Raw genomic sequence first — 25,855 nt, 5'->3', positions numbered from 1 at the left:
CAATGCCGCGCCGCCTGCCATGACGGCGCGGCAATGCTTCGAGCGAAAGAACGGCGACCGCCTGCGCTCGCCTCCAGGACCTCAAGTCTATTTGAGGGCCACCGGAACGAGCTTGCCGTCGACCTTCCGCCACTCAAATACGACGAAGCCCGGCTGCTTGATATCCCCTTTGTCGTCATAGGAGATGGTGCCAAGCACGGTCGGGATGGCCGCTCCCGAATGGAGATAGTCGGACGCCGCCTTCGGGTCGTCGACCTTGGCCTTGGCGATCGCCTCGGCGAGGATCTGGGTGGCGGCATAGGCATAGAGCGTGACGGCATCAGTGGGCACGTTCTTCGCCTTCAGATCGGCGACCGCGTCTTTGGCTTCGGGAAAGCTCGCCGGATCGCGGAAGGACGTCATCAGCGTGCCGGCCGCGCCATCGCCGCCGATGGCGCCGAACTCGCTGTTGGATATGCCGTCGCCGCCCATGAGGACCGTCTTGACGCCCTGGTCGTGCATCTGGCGCACGATCAGGCCGGCCTCTGTGTGCTGGCCGCCGTAATAGACAAGGTCGGCGCCCGACTCCTTGATCTTGGCGACAAGCGCGCTGTAGTCCTTCTCGCCCGGGTTGATCTCCTCGCGCAGCACCTCCTTGCCGCCGCCGGAATTGTAGGCCTTGGCCATCTCGTCGGCGAGGCCCTTGCCGGCCGTCGACTTGTCGTCGACGATCGCGACCTTCTTGCCGGCAAAACGCTCGAGCACGAATTTCGCGGCGATGATGCCCTGCTGGTCGTCGCGGCCGCAGGCCCGGAACGCGTCCCATAGGCCTCGCTCAGTCACCATCGGGTTGGTGGCCGTGGGCGTGACGAAGAGCAACGCCGTTTTCTGCATAAATCTCCGAGGCCGGAATGGTGACACCGGAATTGTAGTGGCCGACGACATAGTGCACGCCGTCGGCGACGAACTTGTTGGCGACCGACACGCCCTGCTTGGGGTCGGAGACATCGTCGCCGACCGAGACGCTGAGCTTCTGACCGAGCACGCCGCCATTGGCGTTTATGCGCTGGATCGCCGTCTCGACGCCGACGCGGTACTGCTCGCCATAGGCGGCGTTCGGCCCCGACATCGGGCCGGCGACGCCGAGCACGATATCCGCCCTGGCGACGCCGGCGGCGGCGGCCATCAGGGCAGCAGTCATCAATCGCAGAATCATGCGCATGGTCATTCCCCTTTGTTGAAGAAGGCGGGCTTCTCGCCCGCGGCCCTTGCTTTTGACGAAGCGGGCTCCCTGCCCGCGGGTTCAGGCGCTCAGCTGACGAAATGCAGCTTCGTGAACCGGCGCCGGAATGCACTCACATCCGCCGCGACATCCTCCACGGCATCGTTGCCACGCAGTCCCCTGGCGATGAGGGCGGCAAGCTCGGGCATGTCCTTCTCCGTCATGCCCCAGCGCACGATCTCGGGCGTGCCGAAGCGCAGGCCGTTCATGTCGCCATCGACCGCCGTGACCGGCAGGCCGATGCCGCAGGTGAGGATGTTTGCACGCCTCAGCCGCTTCGCCGCCGCCTGGCCGCCGCCGAACTCCGCCGCCTCGATGGCGAACTGGTGCGAGGCGGTGTGCCCCTTGGCGGTCGAGAACACCGGCAGGCCGCGCTCAGCCAGCGCGCTTGCCAGCGCCTTCGCGGTGCCGGCCATGGCGGCGGCATAGGCCCGGCCATGCGCCTTCCAGTCGAGCATGGTGATGGCAAGGGCGGCGGCCTTGGCGGCATCGAAATTGGCGGTCATGCCGGGAAAGGCGATGCGGTCGAGCTTTTCGGCGATCTCGGCGTCGTTGGTGACGATCAGGCCCGAAGGCGGGCCGCCGAGGCTCTTATAGGTGCTCATCGTCATCATATGGGCGCCCTCCTCCAGCGGCTGCTGCCAGGCCTGTCCGGCGATCATGCCGCAGAGATGCGCGGCATCGAACAGCACCAGCGCACCGACCTCGTCGGCGATCGCCCTGATTTCCTGGATGGGATGCGGCAGCAGATTGAGGCTGCTGCCGATGGTGATCATCTTCGGCCTGATCTTAAGGGCAAGCGCGCGCAGCCTCTCGATATCGACCGTGTAGCCGCCGGCATCGACGGGCGCGGCATGAATCTCCAGCCCGTACAGGCCGGCGCAGCCCGCCATATGGTGCGTGACATGGCCGCCGATGGCCGGCGGCGGCGCGATGATGGCGTCACCCGGCCGCGCCGCGACCATGAAAGCATAGAGGTTGGCGATGGCGCCGGAAGGGACGCGGATTTCGGCGTATTTCGCGCCGAAGACTTGCGCCGCCAGCTCGGCGGCGATGACCTCGATGCGTTCGACGCCCTCCAGCCCCATCTCGTATTTGTCGCCGGGATAGCCGAGCGACGGACGCGAGCCGAGCCGGGCGGCAAGCGCGGCCTCCGCCTTCGGGTTCATCACATTGGTCGCCGGATTGAGGTTGATGCAGTCGGCCTCGTGGATTCGCCGGTTGAGCGCGATGCCGCCCTCTATCGCGGCGAGCACGGCGTCGTTCCCCTGCCCGCTTGTGGCCGTCGCCAGCGCCTGGATAAAATCCTCGCAGTCCGTGGGAACCCAGGGCCTGCGGGCAAGAGCGGTCATCGAAGCCTCCCTGTTGCCGGATGCGATGTCCGGCTCGTCAGGGCATGGTGGAGGCTTGGCCGGCCGAGCGCAAACGAGTAGTTCTAGCGGCTAGGCTTAGAAAATTTAGGGGTAGGAATTAGGGCAATGCGCCTGACTTAGGTGGTGCAATGCAGGAAGCGGATGGTCATTATAAGGAGAGTCTTTATAACGGTCGATCTGATCATGACCACCAAGGGGAGACGATGCGCTACATACGTCCGCAATCAATAGAAGAGGCCGCCGGCCTGTTGGCCAGCGCGGCCGGCCCGGCCGCGATCCTTGCCGGAGGCAGCGACCTTCTGGTGAGGATGAAGGGCGGCTTCATCGAGCCCGAGCTGATCGTCGACATCAAGGCGATCGCGGGCCTTAGCGAAATCAAGGAAACGGCAGAAGGCTTCAGCATCGGCGCCGCGGTGCCCTGCGCGGTGCTCGGCGAGAACGCGGCGCTGAAGAAGGCCTGGCCGGGCGTCGTCGAGGCGGCCAAGCTGATCGGCTCGAAGCAGGTGCAGGGACGCTGCACAATCGTCGGCAATCTCTGCAACGCCTCGCCCGCCGCCGACAGCGTGCCGGCGCTGGTGGCTGCCGGCGCCAAGGCTGTTGTTGCCGGGCCGAACGGCAGGCGCACGATCCCCGTGGAAGCCGTGCCGACCGGACCGGGCCGTACCTCGCTGGCCAAGGGCGAGATCATCGAGGCGATCCTGCTCGACAAGCGCGCGCCAAATGCGGGCGACGCCTATCAGCGCTTCATTCCGCGCACCGAGATGGACATCGCCGTGGTCAGCGCCGGCGTGAACCTGACGCTCGGCGAGGCGGGCGCGATCAAGTCGGCCCGCGTGGCGCTGGGCGCCGCGGCGCCCACGGTGCTGCTGGTCGAGGAGGCGGCCGAGGTGCTCGTCGGCTCGAAGCTGGATGAGGCGACGCTGGAGCGGCTCGCCAAGATCTGCGCGGGCGCCTGCCGCCCGATCGACGACAAGCGCGGCACCATCGAATTCAGACGGAAAGTTGCGGGTGTGCTGGCGAAGCGTGTCGCCACCACCGCCTATGAGCGTGCAGGAGGCAAATGATGGCCGGTGTAGCGGTTTCAACGACAATCAACGGCGATCACGTCGAATATCTTTGCCAGCCGGACGAGACGCTGCTCGACGTGCTGCGCGACCGGCTGGGACTGACCGGCGCCAAGGAAGGCTGCGGGACCGGCGACTGCGGCGCCTGCAGCGTCATCGTCGACAACCGGCTGGTGTGCTCCTGCCTGGTGCTCGGCGCCGAGGCCGAAGGCCGCCAGATCGAGACCATCGAAGGCATGGCGCATGGCGACCAGCTGCATCCGCTGCAGCAGAAATTCCTCGAGCACGCCGCCTTGCAATGCGGCATCTGCACGCCAGGTTTTTTGATTGCGGCGAAGGATCTGCTCGAGAAGAACCCCTCCCCGACCGAGGAGGAAATCCGCTTCGGGCTCGCCGGCAATCTCTGCCGCTGCACCGGCTATGACAAGATCGTGCGCGCCGTCCAGGACGCGGCAAACGTGATGAAGGGAGCCTGAGATGAATTTCGATCCGCGCTACTCGGGACGCAGCTTCTCATCTGTCGGCACGCGCCCCCTCCGCCCCGACGGCGTCGACAAGGTGACGGGACGCGCCCGCTACGGCGCCGACTTCAACATGGCCGGGCAGCTGGTCGGCCGTGTGCTTCGCAGCCCGCACGCCCACGCGATCATCAAGAAGATCGACACCTCGAAAGCCGAAAAGCTCGCCGGCGTGAAGGCGGTGATCACGGCGAAAGACCTGCCGGACCTGACCGATGGCGATGCCGGCATGTTCGACACCCTCGACAATTGCATGGCGCGCAAGAAGGCGCTCTATGACGGCCATGCCGTGGCCGCGGTGGCGGCGATCGATGCCCGCACCGCCAGGCAGGCGCTGAAGCTGATCGAGGTCGACTATGAGGTGCTGCCGCATGTGACCGACGTCGACGAGGCGATGCAGCACCACGCCCCGCTCATCAACGATGCCATCTTCACCGAAGGGCTGGAGGAAAAGCCGGTCAAGCCGTCCAACGTCTCCAAGCGCACGCAATACGGCCATGGCGACGTCCACCAGGGTTTTGCCCAGGCCGATTTCGTCGTCGAGCGCTCCTTCAAGACCGAGCAGACGCATCAGGGCTATATCGAGCCGCATGCCTGCGTGGCGAGCGTCAATCCCGACGGCACGGCCGATCTCTGGGTTTGCACGCAAGGCCATTTCGTCTATCGCCAGCATTGCGCCCAGCTGCTCGGCCTCGAAGTCTCGAAGCTGCGCGTCACCTCTTCCGAGATCGGCGGCGGCTTCGGCGGCAAGACCCATGTCTGGGCCGAGCCGGTGGCGCTGGCCCTGTCGCGCAAGGCCGGCCGCCCGGTGAAGCTGGTGATGACCCGCGACGAGGTGTTCCGCGCCTCGGGGCCAACCAGCGCCACCTCGATCGACGTCAAGATCGGCGCGCGGAAGGACGGCACGATCACCGCCGCCGAAGCGACGCTGCGCTACACCTGCGGCCCCTATGCCGGCATGTGGGCGGAGATCGGCGCCATGACGGCCTTCGCCTGCTACAAGCTGGAGAACGTCAAGACCGTCGGCTACGAGGTGCTGGTCAACCGGCCCAAGACCGCGGCCTATCGCGCGCCTTCGGCGCCGATGGCGGCGTTCGCGGTGGAAAGCGCTGTCGACGAGCTCGCCAAGAAGATCGGTATCGACCCAGTCGAGTTCCGCATCAAGAATGCGGCGCAGGAAGGCACCCGCGCCTCCTACGGCCCGGTCTACGGCCCGATCGGCATCGGACCGACGCTCGAGGCGGTCAAGGAGCACCCGCATATGCGCGCGCCGCTGGCTCAGAACCAGGGCCGCGGCATGGCCTGCGGCTTCTGGTTCAACTTCGGCGGCCAGACCTGCACCGACTTGAACATCGGCATCGACGGCACGGTGTCGCTCGCCGTCGGCACGGTCGACGTCGGCGGTTCGCGCGCGTCGCTGTCGCTGGTGGCGGCGGAAGAGCTCGGCATCGACTACAGCCAGGTGAAGGCGATCGTCGCCGACACTTCCAGCCTCGGTTACAACGACATGACCGACGGCAGCCGCGGCACCTTCTCCTCCTCGATGGCGACCATCTCGGCCGCCCGCAACGCCATCAAGGTGCTGCGCGAGCGCGCCGCGCAGATGTGGGACATCTCGGTCGACGACGTTGCCTGGGAAAAAGGCCACGCGGTCGCCAAGGGCGAGAAGCACGGCAATCTCGGCAAGCTGTCGCTGAAGGAGATCGCCGCACAGTCCGGCAAGACCGGCGGGCCGATCGCCGGCCATAGCGAGCTCGTCGCCGACGGCGCCGGCGTCTCCTTCGCCACCCATATCTGCGACGTCGAGGTCGATCCCGAGACCGGCTCGACCAGGGTGATCCGCTACACGGTGGTGCAGGATGCCGGCAAGGCGGTGCACCCGACCTATGTCGAGGGCCAGTACCAGGGCGGTGCCGCGCAAGGCATCGGCTGGGCGCTCAACGAGGAGTATATCTACGGCAAGGACGGCCGCCTGCAGAACCCGGGCTTCCTCGACTACCGCATCCCGGTGTGCTCCGACCTGCCGATGATCGACACGCAGATCCTCGAAATCCCCAACCCCAACCACCCCTACGGGGTGCGCGGCGTCGGCGAGACCTCGATCGTGCCGCCGCTGGCGGCGATCGCCAACGCGGTGTCGAACGCGGTGGGCGTGCGCATGAGCCACATCCCGATGTCGCCGCCGCGGATTCTTGCAGCGCTCGAGGCCGAACGGGAAGGCTAGCATGCTGAAAAGCGCGAAGCGGTTTTCAGCTCACGTCACGGTCCAATGAGGATCAGGCGATAATGGTCCAAGTCACGCTCTGGGGCTCGCTCAGCGCCGCCGCCGGAGGCAAGGACAAGCTCGACATCGAGGCCAAGGACATCAGGGAGCTGTTCCGCAAGCTTGCGGAACAGCATCCCGCGTTCGAACCCCTGCTCGATCGCGGCATCGCGGTCGCGATCGACGGGACGATCTATCGCGACACGTGGTCGAAGGAACTGCCGCCGGGGGCGGAGATTTTCCTGCTGCCGCGGCTGGCGGGTGGATAGGCGGAGCGGCGGACCGCCTTCGCCGGATTCGCGCTGAGCCTCACCCCTTTTTGACAGAGCCGGCAGTGACCTCATCCTTGTGCGCGGCAAAGGCTTCCAGGACCTCGGTCTTTTCGGCTTTCGGAACCTTGAAGCGGTCGAGCGTCCGCCCGAGTTCCGCTGCGACCTCGTCGAACTCGGCGGGAGAAATCTTCAGGTCCTTGTGGGCCTCCTCGAGGCCGAGCGGCGTCGCGCCCGGCTCGGTGGCCACGAACTTGAAGGGGCCGCCGGAAACATCGCACACCCACAGCGTACGCATGAACTTGAGGCCCGGCAGCCGTTCGAGGTTCTTGGTGTGCCATTTGCGCAGTTGCGGGTTCTTGGACTTCTTGCCGACGATGGGGTTTTTCACGACGGCGTCGCTGAAGTGATCGACCACGGCTGCGATGGCGAACACGCCTCCCAGCCGATCGTATAGACTCTTGTCCGGCGCGGTCTGCTTGGTCTGCGACAGCGCATCGCCGGCGGGCAATATGGCGGTCGACGCGGCCGCCGCCAGCACGGCGACGACGCTTCGTCTCGAAAGAGAGGTCGAAACAGCCGTTTTCATCTCCGGTACCTCCGTTGGGCCAGAGCCGGCCGCTCTGGCGGCTTCAATGCGTGATTGCGGGACATATGCACTTTGCCTCAAACGGCATCGTATGAGGAACTAACGAAACTGCGCCCGAAATATTCCTCCGGCGGACCGGCAGCCTGGGGTCTATTCACGATGGCTAAAATTTTGCGTGACGGAGACGGATACATAAACGGCGTCGCGCGTTAATGCGCCTATGGCTGACGGGCTCTTCCGTGAATCGTGGCCTCGCGGAAACGGCGAGATGGCGCGATTCATTCGCGAATATCCCTGGTCGGAAAGCCCGCTCGGGCCGATCGAGACATGGACGCTCAGCCTGAGGACGACGGTCGACCTGATGCTCGCCGCCGAAGCCCAGATCGTGCTTTTCTGCGGGCCGGAGTTTGTCGCGCTCTACAATGACGCCTACGCGCCGACCATCGGCGACAAGCACCCGCGCGCGCTCGGCCGTCCCGCCGAGGAAAACTGGTCCGAGCTCTGGACCGACCTCGAGCCGCTGCTGCGCGGAGTTCTCGAAACCGGCGAAACCTACTCGGCCAGGGACCGGCCTTTCTACATCGAACGATCCGGCCTGGTCGGCGAGACGGTCTATTTCGACATCTCCTATTCCGCAGTGCGGGCGCAGGACGGCACGGTCGAAGCCGTGCTCTGCATCGTTTCGGAGACCACGGCCCGGGTGCTGGCGGCAGCAAAGGTGCGCGAAAGCGAGCAGCGGTTTCGCGCGCTGGTCAATGCTAGCTCCGACGTGGTTTACCGGATGAGCCCGGACTGGCAGGAAATGCATGAGCTGGACGGCCGCGGCTTCCTGTCGAGCGCCCAGGGGCCGGCGATCCGCTGGCGCGACGAATACCTGTTCCCGGAAGACCAGGCGAGCATCCAGGCGGCGATCGAGCGCGCCATCATGGAGCGCGGCGTGTTCGAGCTCGAGCACAGGGTGCGGCGCGCCGACGGGTCCGCCGGCTGGACCACCTCACGGGCAATCCCGATCGTCGATGACACCGGCAGCATCCTGGAATGGTTCGGCATGGCCGCCGACATCACCGAAAAACGGGCGAGCGAACAGCAGATCCAACTCTTGATGCGCGAGGTGAACCACCGCGTCAAAAACCAGTACGCCGTGATCCTTTCCATGATCCGCGAGACGAGCAAACGCGCGACCGACCCGCGCGCGTTCGAACACCAGATCCGCGAACGCATCATGGCGCTGTCGCGCTCGCACGACCTCTTGGTGCTCAACGACTGGCGCGGCGCAGGCATGGCCGACCTTGTGCGCGAACATCTGCGGCCGTTCGGACACGAAGAGCGGATCTCGCCTTGCGGGCCGGACGTGACGTTGCGGCTGAACGCGGTGCAGAACATCGGCATGGCGCTGCATGAGCTGGGCACCAACGCGACGAAATACGGCGCCCTGGCCGGCGACGCCGGAACCGTGCGGATGGACTGGCGGGTAGCCCCGGCCCCCGAAGGCGGCGATTTCGAGCTGGTCTGGGAGGAACATTTTTCCGAACCTGCCGCGGCCGCCGATGCCAAGCCGCACAAAGGCTTCGGCAGCGTCGTTCTCCAGCGCGTCGTCCCCACCAGCCTCTCCGGCAGCGCCTCCATGGAACGGCTGCCTGGCCTCGTTCGCTGGACGCTTTCGGCGCCGCTCGCCAACGTGGTTGTCGCCCGCGGGGCGGAGCTGGACGGCGATGAGCAGATCGGCGGGCTGACGTGAAGGCGTTTGCATCCTGAGGAGGCGCCGCCGAGCCCTCGCCGTCCCGCCGTGGGCCGAATGGCCTGCGCTGCTCCCATTTTTTGCCTTCCCCTCCCGCTTTTTTGGAACAGAAAAGCGCCAGCTTTTCTGTTCTGGATTCTGGATATTTGGACTCTGGATACTGGCTTATGGATTATGGGGCTTATCCGAGGCCTTAACCCCTGGCTTATCCAAGCGCAGAATTCCGTCACACTTCCAAAGGCTTGGGCTACGGGTCCTCAGCATGCCTTTGAAGCGCGTGCGCACGGGCCGGCTATCTCCTGTTGCTGTCTGGCCAACAGTGAACAAAATGGGAACAAAAATGTCAAGCCGGGCACCGCTGACGGGGCTGGCGATCGTCGCCTTTGCCGCCGTCGGCTTTCTGTTGCCGAGGCGCTTCAAGGAGGCAGGCTGGCAGCCCGCCGGGGTCTGATGGCAGAGAGATGCGGCTGGCCTGCTGCAGCCAGCCGCAGCCGGCGGTTTATGAATTCTTTGCTGCGGATGCGCTCTCCACATCATCCAGCCCCTTGGCCTTGTAGACGAGGTAGGAGATCGCCCAGGCGGCGATGAAGATGCCGATAATGGCGAAGCCCAGATTGTTGAAATTGTCGTTGAGCGTGCCGACGCCGTTCCAGAAGCCGCCCGACAGACCGAGCTTGTCACCGATCAGGCCGAGCGCCTCGATGCCGCCGATCAGTACTGCGACAAGGACCGACACCAGGGTGATCGTCATGTTGTAGTACAGTTTGCGGATCGGCTTGACGAAGGCCCACTCATAGGCGCCGAGCATCATCACACCATCGGTCGTGTCGACCAGTGACATACCGGCCGCGAAAAGCACCGGGAAGACCAGAATGGCTTCGAACGGCACGCCCTTGGCCGCTTGTGCCGCGGACACGCCGAACATGGCGACTTCGGTCGCGGTGTCGAAACCAAGGCCGAAGAGGAAACCAAGTGGGAACATGTGCCAGCTGCCCGACACCAGCCGGAACATCGGGCGGAAGACGCGCGCCAGGAAGCCGCGATTGTTGAGCAGCAGGTCCAGGTCCTCCTCGACAAACGCCCCACCGGCCCGCACCCGCCGATAACTTCTGTAGATCGAGAAGAAGATGACGATGTTCATCGCCGCGATGGCGAGCAGGAAGAGTGCGGAAACGCCGGTACTGATCGTGCCGCCAATCTCCTGAAGGCTCTGGAAACGGCCGAGCAGGGACGTTGCCGCCGCGATAGCCGCAGCGACGATGACGACGATCGTCGAATGGCCGAGTGCGAAAAAGAAGCCGACGGAGACCGGCCGTTTGCCGTTCTGCATCAGCTTGCGCGTGACATTGTCGATGGCCGCTATGTGGTCGGCATCGACGGCATGGCGCAAGCCGAGGCCATAAATGACGAGAGCGACGCCAAGCAATGTCGGCTTGTCGTGGAAGGCGACGAAAGCCCACAGCCACGCCCCGACGTTGAGAATGGCGAGCGCCCCGTAGATTGTAATCAGCCTGGCCTTCAGGTCCGGCGCGGTTTTGTTCAGCATTTTCGATAGTTGGATCAGCATGGTTCTGCCTTTGACGTTGCCTGTCATCGCAGGGAACTCGCCCCGCCCTCCGGCCAGGCGCGCACACCGGATCACCCCGTCCGATGTTCTGCTTTGACGTCCATGATGGCAGGTCTCCTGGCTCGCGGATTCCCGCCGCTTTCGCCTTCCCGGCCCATGCAGCCAGTGGCATCGTGAAACCGGCACGCCGCTTACAGTTGCGGGGGCAGCCACGGCTTTGGATTTCTCCGCACCGCGTTCCCTTTTGATCCCCGAAGGGAACCATCAGCGCGAATTCGCCACACCGCGATTGGTCAGTCAATCGACAACTCCGCCGGCCAGCCGCCTCTCACGCCATCGTGACGAGAGGGCTGCGGCAGGCGCTGCGGCGCGGGAGGCGACGATATGGCAAAGATCCAAGAGGACAATTTCCGCATCGAGGTTTGGAATCGCGAGGAAACGGCCCTTGTCGAGACCATTTGCCTGTCGCCGGATTCCTTGGTCAGCCAGGCCGCCTGGCAGTCGGCCTCCCGCTCCGGCCGGGAATGCTGCTCATACACTACGCATTGATCAAATGGCTGAATTTTCGCAAGGTGAACCCGCCGATCAAATCGCCTCAAATGCTTGTTGATAACAGGGAATTTCACTTGCCGGCCCCACCTCCATTTGCTGCAATCCGGTCGGCTTGCGGATAGATTTTTCTGTGGGGACTCTCCACAGGTGAAAGCAACGTGGCTCTAGTGCTTCCCGAAGGGGCAACGAAGAGCAATACATCGAGTCTACAATACGCTAGATCGCATAAGAGTATCCGCAAGTCCCCTTTCCTATGACAGTCGTATCGCTAAAACTTGAGCAGTATAGGGATGCAGAGGATCTCTCCGACATCGCCCATATCCTGGACCTTAAACCAGCGCACATTTCATACGCGCTCTATAAACTCCCCACACATCAAAAATACCGCGAATTCACGGTGCCCAAAAAATCGGGAGGCGTTCGCACAATCAAGGCTCCCCACAATACATTAAAAGTGATTCAAAAGCGGCTCGCTCAGGACTTGCTTCTGATTGAACAGCAGTTGGAACAGGCGCGAGTGAAGGAGCGCGATTGCATCCTCGCACATGGGTTTAAGAAGAAGCTTTCCATTATGACCAACGGAGAGAACCACCGCGGCCGGCGCTACGTCTGCAATGTCGACCTGCAGGACTTTTTTCCGTCCATCAACTTCGGCCGCGTATTCGGATATTTCTCAAAAAACAACGACTTCGCTTTGAAACCAAAGGTCGCCACCGTGCTCGCACAGATTGCGTGCCACGAAAACCAATTACCTCAAGGAAGTCCGTGCTCACCGGTTATTTCGAACTTAATCGGCCGCATCCTCGATATCCGGCTTAATGAATTGGCGAGGCGATATCATTGCAGGTACACCCGATATGCAGACGATATTACATTCTCGACGAGTGAAAAACACTTTCCGATTGCAATTGGCATGCGCGAACTCGGCAGCATCAATTTATGGGCGGCGGGCCCAAAACTGCTTGATGCTATCGCCCGTACAGGATTCGAAATTAACCCGAAGAAGACGCGCATGCAGTACCATTATTCCCGTCAGGAGGTTACAGGCGTCGTCGTGAATCAGAAGGTGAACATCTCAGCCGACTACTACGCGACCGTCAGTGCCATGTGCGATCACCTTTTCAAGAAGGGCGAGTGCCATATTGATGTCGGCGGCACTAAGCAGCCATTCTCGATCCGAAAGCTTCGAGGCCGCTTAGCCTATATCTACCAGGTTCGCGGTAAGGGGCCCAAGCATCGTCAGACAGCCGACGATAAGGACGACCAGGTCAAGGGCAGCCAGCAAAGACTGTGGTCTAGCTTCAAGCTTTTCGAGAGGTTTCTCAACTATGCAGACCTCTATGGCGTGGATCGCCCCGTTATCCTATGCGAGGGCGTGACGGATAACATATACATCAAGTCCGCCATTCAGGCGCTTGCTGCGAAGTATCCCACTCTCACCAATGCGGTTGGGGACCTTAAGGTCAAGCTTTTCAAGTACACTAAGACGTCGGCGTCAGTTCAGCAGTTAGGTGGTGGAAGTGGTGAGTTGCTGAAGCTCGTGAACACCTATTCCAGCCGAACGAGAAAGTTCAAGATCGCTCCCAAGAACCCCCTGATCTTGGTAGCCGACTCTGATGACGGGTCCAAACCGCTTTTCAAAGTCATTGAGAACAGAACTGGGAAGAAGGTGGACGGCTCTCATGCATGGTATCATCTGGAGTCAAATCTCTATGTCGTGCCCATTCCCAAAGTTGGCGCAGCTGATACACCTATCGAAGGTCTCTTCGAACAGATCCTCCTCGACACGACATACGAAGGCAAGAAATTTGACAGGACAAATTCCGAGAAGGACGGCACCAAGTTCTACGGGAAAAAAACGTTCGCCACCAAGGTGGTCGCAGCCAATAAAGGGAGCATCAATTTTGGGAGGTTCGAACCATTATTGACCGCCATCACGGAAGTCATAGAGGACTATAAACCCAAGATAGCCCCATCGCCAGTTCCCGCCCTGGCGCCTGCGCTTGTGTAACCCTCCGGCAAAGGCCGCGGTGGTTCTGGTATTCGACGAAGGTGCCGTCAGTGATTGCCGAACTCAGGTCGGGAACTGACCAGAAGTTTGGCCACCCGATCGCTTCTCTCAGCCAGCTGTCCGCGGTCCGTCAATCCCATATGCTCGGTGGCTACTTCGAATAGATAGCCTGCGATGTCGTTCGCGGTGGCGCTTTCGTCCATCAACAAGACGTAAACTGTATCTGCGTAGGCGTCATATTCGTTGGCAGCCTGTGGTATGGCGGAGACGCCGATCGGATCCCAATCGCGCAGCAAGATCTCCCGTACCCGAGCCCGGTTCTCTCGTGACTGATACTTGTTTCGTCCGTGAGCCATTCTTGCAGCGATGGCGTTCGATGATCGACGTTTCCATTTCCACGGCAGACTTCGTTCAGCCCGCCTTATGGCGTGTCCGATGCGGGCGAGCAGGTCGGCAACGAACCGGCAGCAGGGTAATACCAGATGTCGCTGCCCTCCCCTAAACCCCCAGCGTCGGCTCGGTATTCACCTCCAGCGCCTCTTCCGCCTCGTTCTCTTCGCCAAGCACGTCGCCCTTCACCGGCAGTGCCCGGTTGATCCAGATCGGGTCGATAAGGTGGTCGCGCTTGGGGTTGGTGGTGTTGGGATGGATGAGGATGCTCAGGCCGCCGTGGTTCAGCATCAGCCAGGGAACCAGCGTGGCAAAGATCTCGGTGGCGAAGGAGACCTGGTACATGGCTTGCTGGTGCGGGCCGACCGGCTCGTCGCGCCAGTTGCCCAGGCGCACGCGGAAGCGCTCTGCGATGCGCTGGCGCAGCCATTCGGCATGCTGCCGCTCGGCCTCCCCGCCGTAGTAGATATGGGCGTGATAGCTGGCGATCTCGGCGATCGGCCTGACTTCGTTCATCGCGATGCTCCCCTTCGACGATCTTTTTTGCGCCCGGCGGAACTCTAGCCGAAGCGCGGGCGCCTTGTCTGCAGCCGGCCGAGGTCCGCGCCTGCGGCCGGCAGGGTTGTCGGATATGGCGCTCCCCCGCTCAGTCTCGGCTGCGCCGAGCCACCTCTCCCGTCCACCTTGTGGGGGCGAGGAATTGCCAAACCGCCGAGGTTGCAACCGGCAGGAAGGATGGCAACGGCCGTTGTGCCTTTGCCTAAATCACCGCGGTGACCGCGCCCTTCGCATTTAGGCGACAGCCGACTTTCGCCTGCCTCACTTCGATGCCGCCTCGCCCGTCATAGTCTATGCGCACCTCGATCGGCGCGTTGAGCCCGCTTCGGCGTTGACGCAAGGGGCCGGCGCTGACCGTGTAAACACGCACGGCGCCGAGGGGCTTGGCGGCCGCCGCGATCGCGGCGCGACAGGCGCGCACTACGGCCGCCGGCGTGCCGGGTATCGCCTTCGGAGATGACAGCGGCGCGATGCGATAGCCTTTGGTGACCCGCCGGAGGTCGCCGCCGGCGGATCTGGAGGGTCTCAGCACTGGAGGCAGCACAATGGTCTGCGTCGCGCTTTTGGCCAAAGCAGGGGCTGTCGGCACCGCGGCCGGGTTCTGCGCAGAGGCAGCCGATCCGCTGACGGCGGAAGGATCGTCGCCCGCGGCGGCGGCGCCCACGCTTGTCGACACGCCTGTGCTGGTGCTGCCCAGATTGCCGCCGGCATTGACGCCGAGCGATCCGCCGCCGGTCGATGCGCCGACGTTTGCGCCGCCGACACCGTCGGCACTGGCGCCCACGCCCGCCGACACGCCTTGCGAACCGGCGCCCAATCCGGCGCCCACGCCGATGCCGCCGACCTTGCCGCCCACGCCGACGTCAAGCGCCGAGGCAGGCCCGATCGGGATGGCGATCGCCAGCGCGGCTGCTAGGTATTTTTTCATGGCCAGACCTTTGTTCCAAGGCCAACCTTGTGTGGCTCCTCAATCGAGCGTTCCGCTCGACAGCGGTCTGCGAAGCCTTCGTCGCGCGAATGCGTGCCGAGCGATGGCGACTTCTCCGCCCTGCCAGGCATCGGCCTCGGCGGTGACCGGCGCGGCTGGAGGCCGCTCGAAAGACGAATGATAGAAAAGCGGTCTCGGCAACGCCAAGCACTGAAAAAGGCTTAGGACTTCTCCTTTCAACTTAGCTGTCGACAGCAGGGCAAGTTTGAGCTCGCCTACGCGCTGCTAACGGGTAACTTTCAAATTAGTTTCAACTAAAAAGCAACAGAACAAGGACACCACCGTGCCAGTGCCGGTTGCTGATGCCGACGCCGGGCTCTCGTCGAAATGGCCGTCTCGGCTTCGCCGGGCCAATTCTCTCCCACTTCCTGGCGTGCGCGGGCCTGGAGGCTTGAGAGTCGCCCAGGGCGGCAAGGCGCCCGCGCTACCGGCTCGAAGCCGCAACGCTCGTCGCGCTGGCCGACAAGGACGCGGTGCTGGTCGGCCAGGCCCACCTGTTGCGATCGATGGTCGAGGGTGCGGCCGGCGATGCGATCCTGGCCAACAAGCGCGAGATCGAGACCGGCATCGCCGCATCAGCGCCACATTGCGCGACAGGCAATCGTTCCTGCTGTGAGGGCCGGCTAGGCCTTGCCCCTGGAGCGCCTCACGCCTTTTGACTGGTGAGGCGCTCGAGCGCATCGACGATCAGGTCGCAGAATTTCGCATGGTCGAGCTTCATCGCCACGGTATGGCGGAAATCGACCTGCTCGCTCGCCGTGCCGCCGAAATGGCGCATGCCGCCCAGCTTCTCGAAATTGCAGACCGTCATGCCCTTGGTCCACCGTCCGGCAAGCTCGACGCGGATATCGGCCTTCTCGGTGGTGAAGACGCCTGCGTCGATCATCGCCGCCACGCAGCAGGCGTCATGGACGGCGGGATAGGCTATCTGCAGCAGGCCGCCATGCGTGGTCGCAATGAATTCCCAGATGTCGAGGATGAATTTGGCGAGCGGCCCGCCGACGGCGCGCACCCTGTCCTGCAGGTCGGGGGTGGCCAAGGCCTGGTGCGTGAGGTCAAGCCCCACCATGGTGACGTCCCAAGCGGCGCGGAACACCACGTCTGCGGCCTCCGGGTCGGCATAGACGTTGAACTCGGCCGCCGGCGTGATGTTGCCGCGCGTGAAACTTCCGCCCATCGCGACGACCCGCTTCACCCGCTCGACGATGCGCGGCTCCTTGCGCACGGCTAGAGCGATGTTGGTGTAGGGCCCGACCGGCACCAGCGTGACGGTTTTCGGCTCATGCGCCATGACCGTCTCGATGATGAAGTCGACGGCATGGCGCTTGTCGAGCTCGAACGAGGCGGGCGGCAGCTCCGGGCCATCGAGCCCGGTCTCGCCGTGGATCTCGACGGCCAGCACCTGGTCGATGATCAGCGGGCCGGGCGAGCCTTTCGCCACCGGCACCTTATGCCGTAGGCCGTGCATACGGAGAGCGCATTGCGCGTGGTGTTCTCGACATTGTGGTTGCCCGAAACCGTGGTGATGCCGAGAAGGTCGATGTCCGGGTTGCCGGCCGCAAGCAGGATGGCGATGGCATCGTCGTGCCCCGGATCGCAGTCGAGGATGATCTTTTCCATGGGGGTCGCCTCTCCCTGGCCTGCGGCGATTACAGACCTGGGCCTCTGGTGACGTCAAGGTTGCCATCCGGCCGAAGCGCGACCCCAGCGGTCCGATCACCATCTCGGACGTTCTTGCCTGCCCTTGATGCCGCCCTCAGCGCGCCGGCCCTCCTCTCGCCCCGCTCCCCCACAGCGCCCGCGCGAACACGTTGCGCTTGCCCCTGCGCGGCGCCAGCTCCACATCGCTGACCAGCTTCGCGCCGCCTTCGCGCCGCTCCAGCGTGATCTTGCGGCTGTGGAAAGCTTCCAGCTCGGCGCGGTGGGCGACGCTGATGACCGTGACCTTCGGCAATGCCTGGATCACCGTCTGCATCATCTTGTCCTGGCTCTTCTCGTCGAGCGCCGAGGTCGCCTCGTCCAGCACGACGATGTCTGGCTCGTGCAGCAGCAGGCGCGCGAAGGCGAGGCGCTGCTTTTCGCCGCCGGAGAGTGTCTGGTCCCACGGCGCCTCTTCCTCGATCCTGTCCCGCAGGTAGCCGAGGCCGACCTTGTCGAGGGCGGCGTCGATCTCGTCCACCGTCCAGTTTTCGGCGGCGGCCGGATAGGCGACCGCGCGCCGCAGCGTGCCGGTCGGGATGTAGGGGCGTTGCGGCAACATGAACAGCCGCTTGCCGGCATGGAAATTGACGCTGCCGCCGCCCCAGGGCCACAGGCCCGCGACGGCCCGCACCAGCGTCGACTTGCCGGTGCCGGATTCGCCGGCGACCAGCACCCGCTCGCCCGGGTTGATCTCGACCTTCGTCTCCTTGACCACGCCGGTGCCGTCGTTGAGGGTGACGGAGAGATCGTCCAGGCTGAGCATGGCGCCGTTTTGCGTCTCGCCGCGCCGGATGCGCCCAAAGGACTCGCTCTCTTCGGCGCGCTCCAGCCCGTCGAGCGACATCATCAGCGAAGCGACGCGGCGCGCCGAGGCGTTCCAATCGGCCAGGCGCGGATAATTGTCGACCAGCCAGCCGAACGCGCCCTGCACGATGGCAAAGGCGGAGGCCGCCTGCATGACCTGGCCGAGCGACATCGAGCCTTCGAGGAATTTCGGCGCGCAGAGCAGCACCGGCACCACCGGCGCGAACAGCATCGACCCTTGCGAGACAATCGCGGTGCGCATGTGCTGTCCGGTCAGCAGTGCCCATTGCCTCAGCACATGGCCGAAATTCCTGTCGATGCCGCTGCGCTCCTCCGCCTCGCCGCCAAGCAGCGCGATGCTTTCGCCGTTTTCGCGCACGCGCGTCAGCGTATAGCGGAATTCGGCTTCCGCCTGGTTCTTGCGCTCCGAAAGCTGCACGAAATGGCGGCCGATGACCACCATCGAGGTCGAGGTGATGGCGGCGTAGATGACCGCGGTGACGACGAGGAAGCCGGGGATGGTGATGCTCTCGCGGCCGAGCGGCAAGGTGAGCGCGCCGCCGATGGTCCACAGAACGACGATGAAGGTCGAGGCCGACAGGAAGGCGTTGAGGACGCCGGAGATGAAATCGACGGGGGACTCGGTGGCGATGCGCAGATCTTCGGTGAGACGGGCTTCGGGGTTCGAGTGGTCGCCGGCGACGAGGTTCAGCTGATAGTAGCGGCCGCTGGCCAGCCAGCGCGCGATGACAGATGTGGTGAGCCAGGAGCGCCAGCGGCGCTGGATCGTCATGCGCAGATAGACCTGAGCGACGACGAGGCTGGCGCTTCCGGCGACCAGCGGCACGAAGACGGCGCTCAGCATATAGACGGTGTGGACATTGCGCTGCTCGATGGCGTCGAAGAAGGCGCGGTTCCAGACATTGATGCCATACTGGAAGCCGACATTGACGCAGATCAGCACCAGCAGCCCAATCGTAAACGGCCATGCGAGCTTGTCGCCATTCCGGCCCCAGTAGCCGCGCCCGCTGATCCAGAACCGCCTAAACAGGTACTTCCTGCGCGCCTGCTCGGCCTCCTCGGGCGTCAGCTTCGGACCGGGCTCGACGGATTCCGGCGGCGGCGGCGCCGGTTCGCCGACGGCCTCCGGCGTCGCTTCGGCCGGCTCCTCGTGCTCGGGCGATTGCTTCGGTTGCGACTTCTTTTCGCGGGGTCTTTCCGGATGCAAGCTTTCCGGCGGCGACTTTTCCGGCCGCGTCTTGCCCGGGGGTGCCTTCGCTGCGCCCGTCTTTGCGGGGCGCGACTTCCCGGCACCGCGCGGCTGGGCGCCGTCGGCCGATCTTGGCTTGAGCTTTGCTTCAGACATCAGCCGACAACGGCTCAAAAATCAGAAGGTTTCACGATCTCGGCGAGAGATGTTGCCTGCCCGCTCGGGCCTCGACCTCACCTCACCCGGCAAAACCCCGCCGCGCGGCGGCCATGCCTTCCCACATCAGCTTGATCCCGAGCGCGCCGACCACGGCGCCGGCGGCGCGGTCGATCCAGTGCTTGGTGCCGAGATAGGCCGCGCGCGGCCGGCTGGAGGAAAAGGCGAAGGCGACGACCGCGTACCAGACGAATTCGTTGAGGAAGAGCAGCGGCGGCAGGACCAAGAGCATCCAGAGCGGCGGCGAGGCCGGCAGCATGGCCGCGAACATCGAGGCGTAGAAGATCGCCGTCTTCGGATTGGCGAGCTGGACCAGAAGCGCGCGCCGCAGCGCCCGCCAGAACGAGCCGGCGCGCGCCGAGGCATCGTTCGCGATCTCGATCGGCTGATTGGCGCCGCGCCAGATCTTGATGCCGATCCACAACAGATAGGCGCCGCCGGCGACGCGCAGGAAAATGTCCAGCCAGGCGACCTGGACGAGCAGCGCGGTCAGGCCCGCGACCGCGATGATGGCGAAGATGAAGCCGCCGATGCCCATGCCGATCGCCGCTGCTAGGCCGTCACTGCGCTCGCCGGCGACCGCGATGCGCGAGACGACGACGAAGCTCGGCCCCGGGCTCATCGCCCCCAGCAAGAAAACGCCAAGGATGGAAAGGATGGTTGCAATCTCGGACAAGGCTTCCTCCGCAGGCGGCTGCAATTCCCTGCGCAGTACAATGCACGCGCCGCGCGCCTTGTCACCATCCTGGCGGGCGATCGGCGAGCGCGAGCATGCCGAGACGGCGTCTGGTCAGGCTGGAGCCGCGCCCTATGTCTTCCGCGGCCCGTCCAGCCATCGGGCAAAACACCGCCTTTGCGGAACAGGCGGCAACTGCTTGGGTTGGCAGCCGTGTTCAGCAGTCGTACGGTATATGGCGGAAGTGCCTCTGCACACGGGGAGACTTCAGATGAAAGCTGCTGCAGAACGCGACCCTCGCAGGCGCGAGCTTTTGAAGGATCACGGCCCAGCCGGACTGGCCGCGAAGTCTGTTTCCGGCCGTGCCGCGGCCCAGCGGCGCCGACGACGCGCCGCCCACAGTCAAGACGTCCCGCCGATCCGTTCGCGCCAAGCATGATCCGTTCCAGTGCTTTCCTTCCCTAGACCGAGGCGAGGCCGCTCGCCGCTCTGGATAGGCCTGATCGCAACGCTCTCCGGCTGCGCGGGCGGGGTGCTCGACCCGCAGGGCCCGATCGGCGCGGGCAACCGCACGATCCTGCTCAACTCGCTGGCGGTCATGCTGGTCATCGTCATTCCGACGCTGGTGGCGCTGCTTTTGTTTGCCTGGATGTTCCGTGCCTCCAACCGCAACGCGCGCTACGAGCCGGAATTCACCTATTCGGGCCGCATCGAGCTGATCGTCTGGTCGATCCCGACGCTCACCATCCTCTTCCTCGGCGGGCTGATCTATTACGGATCCTACCATCTCGACCCGCGCCGGCCGATCGCCTCCAGCCAGCCGCCGCTCGACATCCAGGTGGTGGCGCTCGACTGGAAATGGCTGTTCCTCTACCCCGACCAGGGCGTCGGAACGGTCAACCAGCTGGTCATCCCGGCCGGCGTTCCCGTTCGTTTCAAGCTGACCTCGGCCAGCGTGATGAACACCTTCTTTGTGCCGCAGCTCGGCAGCATGATCTATGTCATGAACGGCATGCAGACCGAGCTCAACCTGCAGGCCGACCGCGAGGGCGACTATCTCGGCCTGTCGGCGCATTTCAGCGGCGATGGCTTCTCCGACATGAATTTCCGCGTGCGCGCGGTCCCGCCCGACGAGTTTGCGCGCTGGGCCTCTTCGCTGCATGGCGCCGGCGGCGTGCTCAACGCCCGCGCCTATGGCGAGCTTGCCAGGCAGAGCATCAACGTGCCGCCGGCCTCGTTCGGCGTCGTGCAGGACGGCCTGTTCGACGCGATCGTGCGCCAGACGCTGCCGCCCGGTCCGGGTCCCGCCGAAACCGCCGCCGGCGAGCCGCAGGTAAGCCCCAAGGCCCAGCCCAAGGCCGGGACGCCGGCGCCTGCCCAACAGCCGCAGCCGAAAGCGGGAGGATGACGATGCTCGGCAAGCTCGACTGGTCTGCCATTCCCTTCGATCAGCCCATCCCGCTGGGCGCCGCGCTCGTCGTCTTCCTGGCGGCCGCCGCGGTGCTGATCTGGGTCACGGTGAAAGGATACTGGCCCTATCTCTGGGACGAATGGATAACTTCGGTCGACCACAAGCGCATCGGCGTCATGTATATCGTTCTGGCGGCGCTGATGCTGCTGCGCGGCTTCGTCGATGCGGTGATGATGCGCACGCAGCAGGTGCTCGCCATCCACGGGCCAGGCTACCTGCCGCCCGAGCATTACGACCAGGTCTTTTCGGCCCACGGCACGATCATGATCTTCTTCGCCGCGATGCCCTTCGTCATCGGGCTGATGAACTTCGTCGTGCCGCTGCAGCTCGGCATCCGCGACGTCGCCTTTCCGACGCTGAATTCGGTGAGTTTCTGGCTGACGGCGACCGGCGCGCTCCTGGTCAACATCTCGCTCGTCGTCGGCGAGTTCGCCCGCACCGGCTGGCTGCCCTATGCGCCGCTGTCGGAGACGACCTACTCGCCGGGCGTCGGCGTCGACTATTATCTCTGGTCGATCCAGATCTCCGGCGTCGGCACGCTGCTCACCGGCGTCAACCTGGCGACCACCATCCTCAAGATGCGCGCGCCGGGCATGGGCTATCTGCGCATGCCGATGTTCTGCTGGACATCGCTCGCCTCCAACCTGCTGATCGTCGCGGCCTTCCCGATCCTCACCGCCACGCTCGCCATGCTGACGCTCGACCGCTACCTCGGCTTCCATTTCTTCACCAACGAAGCCGGCGGCAACCAGATGATGTTCATGAACCTGATCTGGGCGTGGGGCCATCCGGAGGTCTACATCCTGGTGCTGCCCGCCTTCGGCATCTATTCCGAGATCTTCTCGACCTTCTCATCGAAGCCGCTGTTCGGCTACCGGTCGATGGTCGCGGCGACGCTGTTCATCTGCATCGTCTCCTTCATGGTCTGGCTGCACCACTTCTTCACCATGGGCGCCGGGGCCGACGTCAATGCCGCCTTCGGCATAGCCACCTCGGTCATCGCGGTCGGCACCGGGGTCAAGATCTACAACTGGCTCTTCACGATGTATGGCGGGCGCGTGCGCTTCGACACGCCGATGCTGTGGGCGCTGGGCTTCGTCACCACCTTCATCATCGGCGGCATGACCGGCGTGCTGCTCGCCGTTCCGCCGGCCGACTTCATGCTGCACAATTCGCTCTTCCTGGTGGCGCATTTTCACAATGTGATCATCTCGGGCGTGCTGTTCGCCGCCTTCGCCGGCTTCACCTACTGGTTCCCGAAAGCCTTCGGCTTCCGGCTGCACGAGGGCTGGGGCAAGGCCGCGTTCTGGTTCACCCTTGCCGGCTACGTGCTGGTCTTCGTGCCGCTCTATATCGTCGGCCTGCTCGGCATGACCCGCCGTCTCCAGCATATCGACATGGACCTGTGGACGCCGTGGCTGGTCGTGGCGGCCTTCGGCATTGCGGTGATGATCGTCGGCGCCGCCTGCCAGGTCGCGCAGCTCGTCGTCTCGATCAGGCATCGCGACGAATTGCGCGACGAAACGGGCGACCCTTGGGACGGCCGCTCGCTGGAATGGTCGACATCCTCCCCGCCGCCCTTCTTCAACTACGCGCGGCTGCCGCATGTCGAGAACGAGGAACCCTACTGGACCATCAAGCAGCGGGCGATGGAGGAGCAAAGGCCCGGCGAGGACGAAAGCTATGAGCCGATCGAAATGCCGCGCAACAGCCCGACCGGCTTCGTCACCGCCTTCTTCAGCACGCTGATCGGCTTCGCCCTGATCTGGCACATCTGGTGGCTGGCGATCGTAGGCTTCATCGGCGCCTATATCACTTTCGTCATCTTCGCCTGGCGAGAGCACGGCGACTACGAAGTCTCCGCGGAGGAAGTCGAGCGCATAGACAGCGACGGCAGGGCCGCACAGCTTGCCTGGCTGCGCAGACGGGAGCGCGTGGCATGAGCGACATCACGGCCGGCAGCGCGGCGCGCGATCCCTACCGGGTTGGACGGTCAGGCGGGCATGGCCATGGGGGACACGGTCATGGGGGTCACGGCCATGCGGGACACGGCCATGGCCTGCTCTCGGCGACCGGCCACGGCCAGGGCGGCCCGGCCTCGAAGTTCGTCACGGTGGCCTACGGGTTCTGGATCTTCCTCTTGTCCGACATCATCATGTTCTCGGCTTTCTTCGCCGCTTATGCGGTCCTGTCGACGGCGACCGCCGGCGGGCCATCCGGCAAGGAGCTGTTCGAGCTGCCGCGCGTTGCGGCGCAAACGGGGCTTCTGCTCACATCGAGCTTCACCGGGGGGCTGGCGACGCTCGCGACGCAGCGCCGGTCGATGGCCGCCACCCAGTTCTGGCTTCTGGTCACCGGCCTGCTCGGCGCTGCCTTCCTGTTCCTGGAGGTGCAGGAATTCGCGGTGATGGCGAGCGAGCAGGCAGGCCCTTCGCGCAGCGCCTTCCTGTCAGCCTTCTTCGCCCTTGTCGGCTGCCACGGCACCCATGTCGGGCTCGGCCTGCTCTGGCTCGGCACCATGATGGCGCAGCTCTGGGTGAAGGGCTTCCGGCCGGAGATACTGCGCCGGCTCCACTGCTTTGGCCTGTTCTGGCACGCGCTCGACATTATCTGGGTCGCCATCTTCACCCTGGTCTATCTCTTGGGAGCGTCGCCATGAGCGACATCGACAGCCGGACCGACGAGGAACTCGACCGCCGCGATTCGGCGCCGGGCGAGGAGCGCATAACCGAGCACGAGCTGGCGGGAGGGCTGTCGGGGTACCTGCTCGGCTTCGGCCTGGCGATCCTGCTGACCGTCGCCTCTTTCCTCGCGGCGCAGACCGGCCTGATCTACCAGCCGGCGGTGATCTCGGCCCTGGTGGTGCTGGCGATCGCGCAGATGGGCGTGCATCTGGTCTTCTTCCTGCACCTGACCACCGGGCCCGACAACACCAACAACGTGCTCGCGCTCGCCTTCGGCGTGCTGATCGTCGCGCTGGTCGTGATCGGCTCGGTCTGGATCATGGCCCATCTCAACCTGAACATGGCTCCGATGAGCGCCCATCAGGCCAGGATGATGCCATAAGGCGGCTCAACCCGCCGGCAGAGGCGTTCTCCCGCGTGGGTCGCCACCGTCACAGCCGGCCCGATCGACGTCATGACCCCATGCCAAAAGCATGGGGTCACATCGATGTGAGAGGTTTGATAGGCTTCCGCCGATCAGTGAATGGCGATGCGTCGCGTCACCTGACCGTTGCTTTCCCAGTAAGTGTGCTTCTTGGCGATGACGGGATCGTCCATTGCGGGTTGGACCTGCCCTCCGGTACTAACGGCGCGCGAGGTGACTGTGTGCTCCCCGGCGGAGGGCTTGGGCCAGTCGACGGACCATATCTTCCAAGCGAAGTCCGCCTTTTCGGTTTCATCGATGGTCGCCGGCATCCATGGGCCGTCATCGATTTTCACCTCGACCCGCTCGATCGGCGCGCCCCAGGCCGCTCCGACGATCCTGTAATCATTGCCGATATGAGTGACCCGGGCCGACGCAGACTTCAGACGCGCCCGCCCGACAGAGGTTTCCATCCATACCGTCTCGCCGTTGTGCTCCTCCTCGCGCAGCGTGACATAATCGCGTCCCATGAACTGGTTCACGAAGCGTTGGTCCCTGACTTCGATACGCTTGAGCCACTTGACGTTCGCGATCCCGTACCAGCCCGGCGCTATCAGCCGCAGCGGGAACCCGTTATCGGCAGGCAAGGCAGTGCCGTTCATCTCGTAGCAGAGGATATTTTTGGGGTCCAAGGCGTCGGCGAGCGACATGCTGCGCGCAAAGTTCTGCGTGAACTTGACGTCGTCGGCTCGCTTGATTTCACCTTTATCGGTGCCCCAGAAGACAACCTCGATGCCACTGTCGAGGACGCCGACCTCCATAAGGATCGGGGCGAGCGGCGTGCCCGCCCAGCGAGCATTGCCAATCCCGCCATTGAAGAACGGGAGGCCAGTATTGCCCGAACATTCGACCGTGAACGTGACTTCCTGGCGCGTTCGAGCCTTGATGTCGGCGAGCGTCAGGTCTGTCGGCTTTTTGACGGAGCCGCCAATTTCGAGCTTCCACGTGCTTTCGTCGATGACCGGCCGGTCGAAATGCGCGATTGAGAAGAACTTGTCGTTGGGCGTCACCCAGGAATCGAGATCCTCCCACACCAACTGATTTTTGATGACTTGCGGAACCGGGTTTGGCGGCAGCTGATCGAGCCATTTGATGACTTCCTCGCCGGCCCGGGTTGGAAAGGCATAGGCAATCCGCGATTGAAAGGACGCCAGCGCCACGAGGGTTGCCCCTCCTCGAACCATGAATTCACGTCTGGGAAGGTAATGCATGATCACTTCTCCTCCAGTGAAAAGCTCAGTTCTCCTTCAGTGAGTAAATGCGAATAGCGACCGCGATCGCGCAAAGCAGAAGCCGGACGCGGCGGGCAATGATGAGAGCGCGTGGAACACCCCCCGAGTTGGAAGTGCGCCCTAGTTGAAGCGACGTCTCCCGCTCTCAATGCGCCGGGGTGTCAGGTCCGAGCCGGCGGTCTTCAACTATACGCCCTATCTGTCGTCGTGGCGAGGCCAAGGGCTGGCATCTTCGCATCAGGACTCGATACCTGCAT

General features: G+C 64.0%; 20 protein-coding genes, 2 pseudogenes and 1 riboswitch. Of the genes and pseudogenes, 11 read left to right on the top strand and 11 right to left on the bottom strand.

The features are described from left to right. Positions 1-87: 87 nt before the first annotated feature. Both EOD29_RS12080 and EOD29_RS12075 read right to left on the bottom strand, forming a co-directional pair. A pseudogene (locus tag EOD29_RS12080) lies at positions 88-1,201 on the bottom strand (branched-chain amino acid ABC transporter substrate-binding protein). 89 nt (positions 1,202-1,290) lie between these two features. After that, positions 1,291-2,613 carry an aminotransferase class I/II-fold pyridoxal phosphate-dependent enzyme gene (locus EOD29_RS12075; RefSeq protein WP_127246817.1) on the bottom strand — a complete coding sequence of 441 codons (1,323 nt, stop codon included), beginning with the start codon at positions 2,611-2,613 and terminating at the stop codon, positions 1,291-1,293. A gap of 224 nt (positions 2,614-2,837) precedes the next feature. Here EOD29_RS12075 and EOD29_RS12070 point away from each other — a divergent pair, with 224 nt between their 5' ends. The 4 genes from EOD29_RS12070 to EOD29_RS12055 all read left to right on the top strand — a co-directional run bounded on the left by EOD29_RS12070 (position 2,838) and on the right by EOD29_RS12055 (position 6,748). Further along, the gene (locus EOD29_RS12070) at positions 2,838-3,698 is read left to right on the top strand and encodes a xanthine dehydrogenase family protein subunit M (protein ID WP_095824450.1); all 861 of its coding nucleotides are present in this window, start codon (positions 2,838-2,840) and stop codon (positions 3,696-3,698) included. Beyond that, positions 3,698-4,174 carry a (2Fe-2S)-binding protein gene (locus tag EOD29_RS12065; protein WP_066997187.1) on the top strand — a complete coding sequence of 159 codons (477 nt, stop codon included), beginning with the start codon at positions 3,698-3,700 and terminating at the stop codon, positions 4,172-4,174. The genes EOD29_RS12070 and EOD29_RS12065 overlap by 1 nt, the downstream gene beginning before the upstream one ends. A 1-nt stretch (position 4,175) precedes the next feature. Next, on the top strand, positions 4,176-6,440 hold the full coding sequence (locus EOD29_RS12060) for a xanthine dehydrogenase family protein molybdopterin-binding subunit (protein WP_127246816.1): 2,265 nt from the start codon (positions 4,176-4,178) through the stop codon (positions 6,438-6,440). A 62-nt stretch (positions 6,441-6,502) separates the two neighbouring features. Then, complete coding sequence (locus tag EOD29_RS12055) at positions 6,503-6,748, top strand: MoaD/ThiS family protein (RefSeq protein WP_066997117.1); 246 nt, start codon at positions 6,503-6,505, stop codon at positions 6,746-6,748. A 40-nt stretch (positions 6,749-6,788) separates the two neighbouring features. On the opposite strand, the gene EOD29_RS12050 is transcribed toward EOD29_RS12055, so the two are convergent. Then, entirely contained in the window at positions 6,789-7,289 is a 501-nt protein-coding gene (locus EOD29_RS12050) for a group 1 truncated hemoglobin (RefSeq protein WP_245475322.1), read from the bottom strand. Positions 7,290-7,605: 316 nt separating this feature from the next. Here EOD29_RS12050 and EOD29_RS12045 point away from each other — a divergent pair, with 316 nt between their 5' ends. Further along, on the top strand, positions 7,606-9,075 hold the full coding sequence (locus EOD29_RS12045; protein ID WP_164763743.1) for an HWE histidine kinase domain-containing protein: 1,470 nt from the start codon (positions 7,606-7,608) through the stop codon (positions 9,073-9,075). 499 nt (positions 9,076-9,574) lie between these two features. Here EOD29_RS12045 and EOD29_RS12040 read toward each other — a convergent pair whose 3' ends face one another. Beyond that, a complete protein-coding gene (locus EOD29_RS12040) occupies positions 9,575-10,642 on the bottom strand; it encodes a HoxN/HupN/NixA family nickel/cobalt transporter (RefSeq protein ID WP_127246813.1) in 1,068 nt (355 codons plus the stop codon). 89 nt (positions 10,643-10,731) lie between these two features. Then, a riboswitch (cobalamin riboswitch) is annotated at positions 10,732-10,923 on the bottom strand. Between the two features lie 103 nt (positions 10,924-11,026). Between EOD29_RS12040 and EOD29_RS35940 the strand changes: the two genes are divergently transcribed. Together EOD29_RS35940 and EOD29_RS12035 are read left to right on the top strand one after the other, a co-directional pair. Then, the gene (locus tag EOD29_RS35940; protein ID WP_164763727.1) at positions 11,027-11,191 is read left to right on the top strand and encodes a hypothetical protein; all 165 of its coding nucleotides are present in this window, start codon (positions 11,027-11,029) and stop codon (positions 11,189-11,191) included. Between the two features lie 256 nt (positions 11,192-11,447). Then, positions 11,448-13,205: a retron Ec67 family RNA-directed DNA polymerase/endonuclease gene (locus EOD29_RS12035; protein ID WP_127246812.1), complete on the top strand. Its 1,758-nt coding sequence runs from the start codon at positions 11,448-11,450 to the stop codon at positions 13,203-13,205. Between the two features lie 47 nt (positions 13,206-13,252). Here the strand turns inward: EOD29_RS12035 and EOD29_RS12030 are convergent, their stop codons facing one another. From EOD29_RS12030 to EOD29_RS12005, 6 genes and pseudogenes are all read right to left on the bottom strand, one after another. Beyond that, entirely contained in the window at positions 13,253-13,501 is a 249-nt protein-coding gene (locus EOD29_RS12030; protein WP_127246811.1) for a hypothetical protein, read from the bottom strand. A 202-nt stretch (positions 13,502-13,703) separates the two neighbouring features. Further along, entirely contained in the window at positions 13,704-14,111 is a 408-nt protein-coding gene (locus EOD29_RS12025) for a DOPA 4,5-dioxygenase family protein (RefSeq protein WP_127246810.1), read from the bottom strand. A 244-nt stretch (positions 14,112-14,355) separates the two neighbouring features. After that, positions 14,356-15,081, bottom strand: a complete 726-nt coding sequence (locus EOD29_RS12020; RefSeq protein WP_127246809.1) for a hypothetical protein — start codon at positions 15,079-15,081, stop codon at positions 14,356-14,358. 706 nt (positions 15,082-15,787) lie between these two features. Beyond that, positions 15,788-16,761, bottom strand: a pseudogene (locus tag EOD29_RS12015) (nucleoside hydrolase). Positions 16,762-16,897: 136 nt separating this feature from the next. After that, positions 16,898-19,012: an ABC transporter ATP-binding protein/permease gene (locus tag EOD29_RS12010; protein WP_127246808.1), complete on the bottom strand. Its 2,115-nt coding sequence runs from the start codon at positions 19,010-19,012 to the stop codon at positions 16,898-16,900. Between the two features lie 82 nt (positions 19,013-19,094). Further along, entirely contained in the window at positions 19,095-19,694 is a 600-nt protein-coding gene (locus EOD29_RS12005) for a LysE family transporter (RefSeq protein ID WP_164763758.1), read from the bottom strand. Positions 19,695-20,196: 502 nt separating this feature from the next. Here EOD29_RS12005 and cyoA point away from each other — a divergent pair. From cyoA to cyoD, 4 genes are read left to right on the top strand one after another with little or no spacing between them, the layout of a single operon-like run. Then, positions 20,197-21,156, top strand: a complete 960-nt coding sequence (gene cyoA, locus EOD29_RS12000; protein WP_082953921.1) for a ubiquinol oxidase subunit II — start codon at positions 20,197-20,199, stop codon at positions 21,154-21,156. 2 nt (positions 21,157-21,158) lie between these two features. Beyond that, positions 21,159-23,162: a cytochrome o ubiquinol oxidase subunit I gene (cyoB, locus tag EOD29_RS11995; protein WP_164763742.1), complete on the top strand. Its 2,004-nt coding sequence runs from the start codon at positions 21,159-21,161 to the stop codon at positions 23,160-23,162. Further along, positions 23,159-23,878, top strand: a complete 720-nt coding sequence (locus EOD29_RS11990; protein ID WP_095784114.1) for a cytochrome (ubi)quinol oxidase subunit III — start codon at positions 23,159-23,161, stop codon at positions 23,876-23,878. Before cyoB ends, EOD29_RS11990 begins: the two co-directional genes overlap by 4 nt. Then, a complete protein-coding gene (gene cyoD, locus EOD29_RS11985; protein ID WP_067325150.1) occupies positions 23,875-24,285 on the top strand; it encodes a cytochrome o ubiquinol oxidase subunit IV in 411 nt (136 codons plus the stop codon). Before EOD29_RS11990 ends, cyoD begins: the two co-directional genes overlap by 4 nt. A 134-nt stretch (positions 24,286-24,419) precedes the next feature. On the opposite strand, the gene EOD29_RS11980 is transcribed toward cyoD, so the two are convergent. Then, on the bottom strand, positions 24,420-25,577 hold the full coding sequence (locus EOD29_RS11980; RefSeq protein ID WP_127246806.1) for a sulfite oxidase: 1,158 nt from the start codon (positions 25,575-25,577) through the stop codon (positions 24,420-24,422). Positions 25,578-25,855: the final 278 nt, after the last annotated feature.

The sequence above is a fragment of the Mesorhizobium sp. M1A.T.Ca.IN.004.03.1.1 genome (assembly GCF_003997555.1).
Lineage (GTDB): Bacteria > Pseudomonadota > Alphaproteobacteria > Rhizobiales > Rhizobiaceae > Mesorhizobium.
This window is presented reverse-complemented; position numbering and strand designations above follow the sequence as displayed.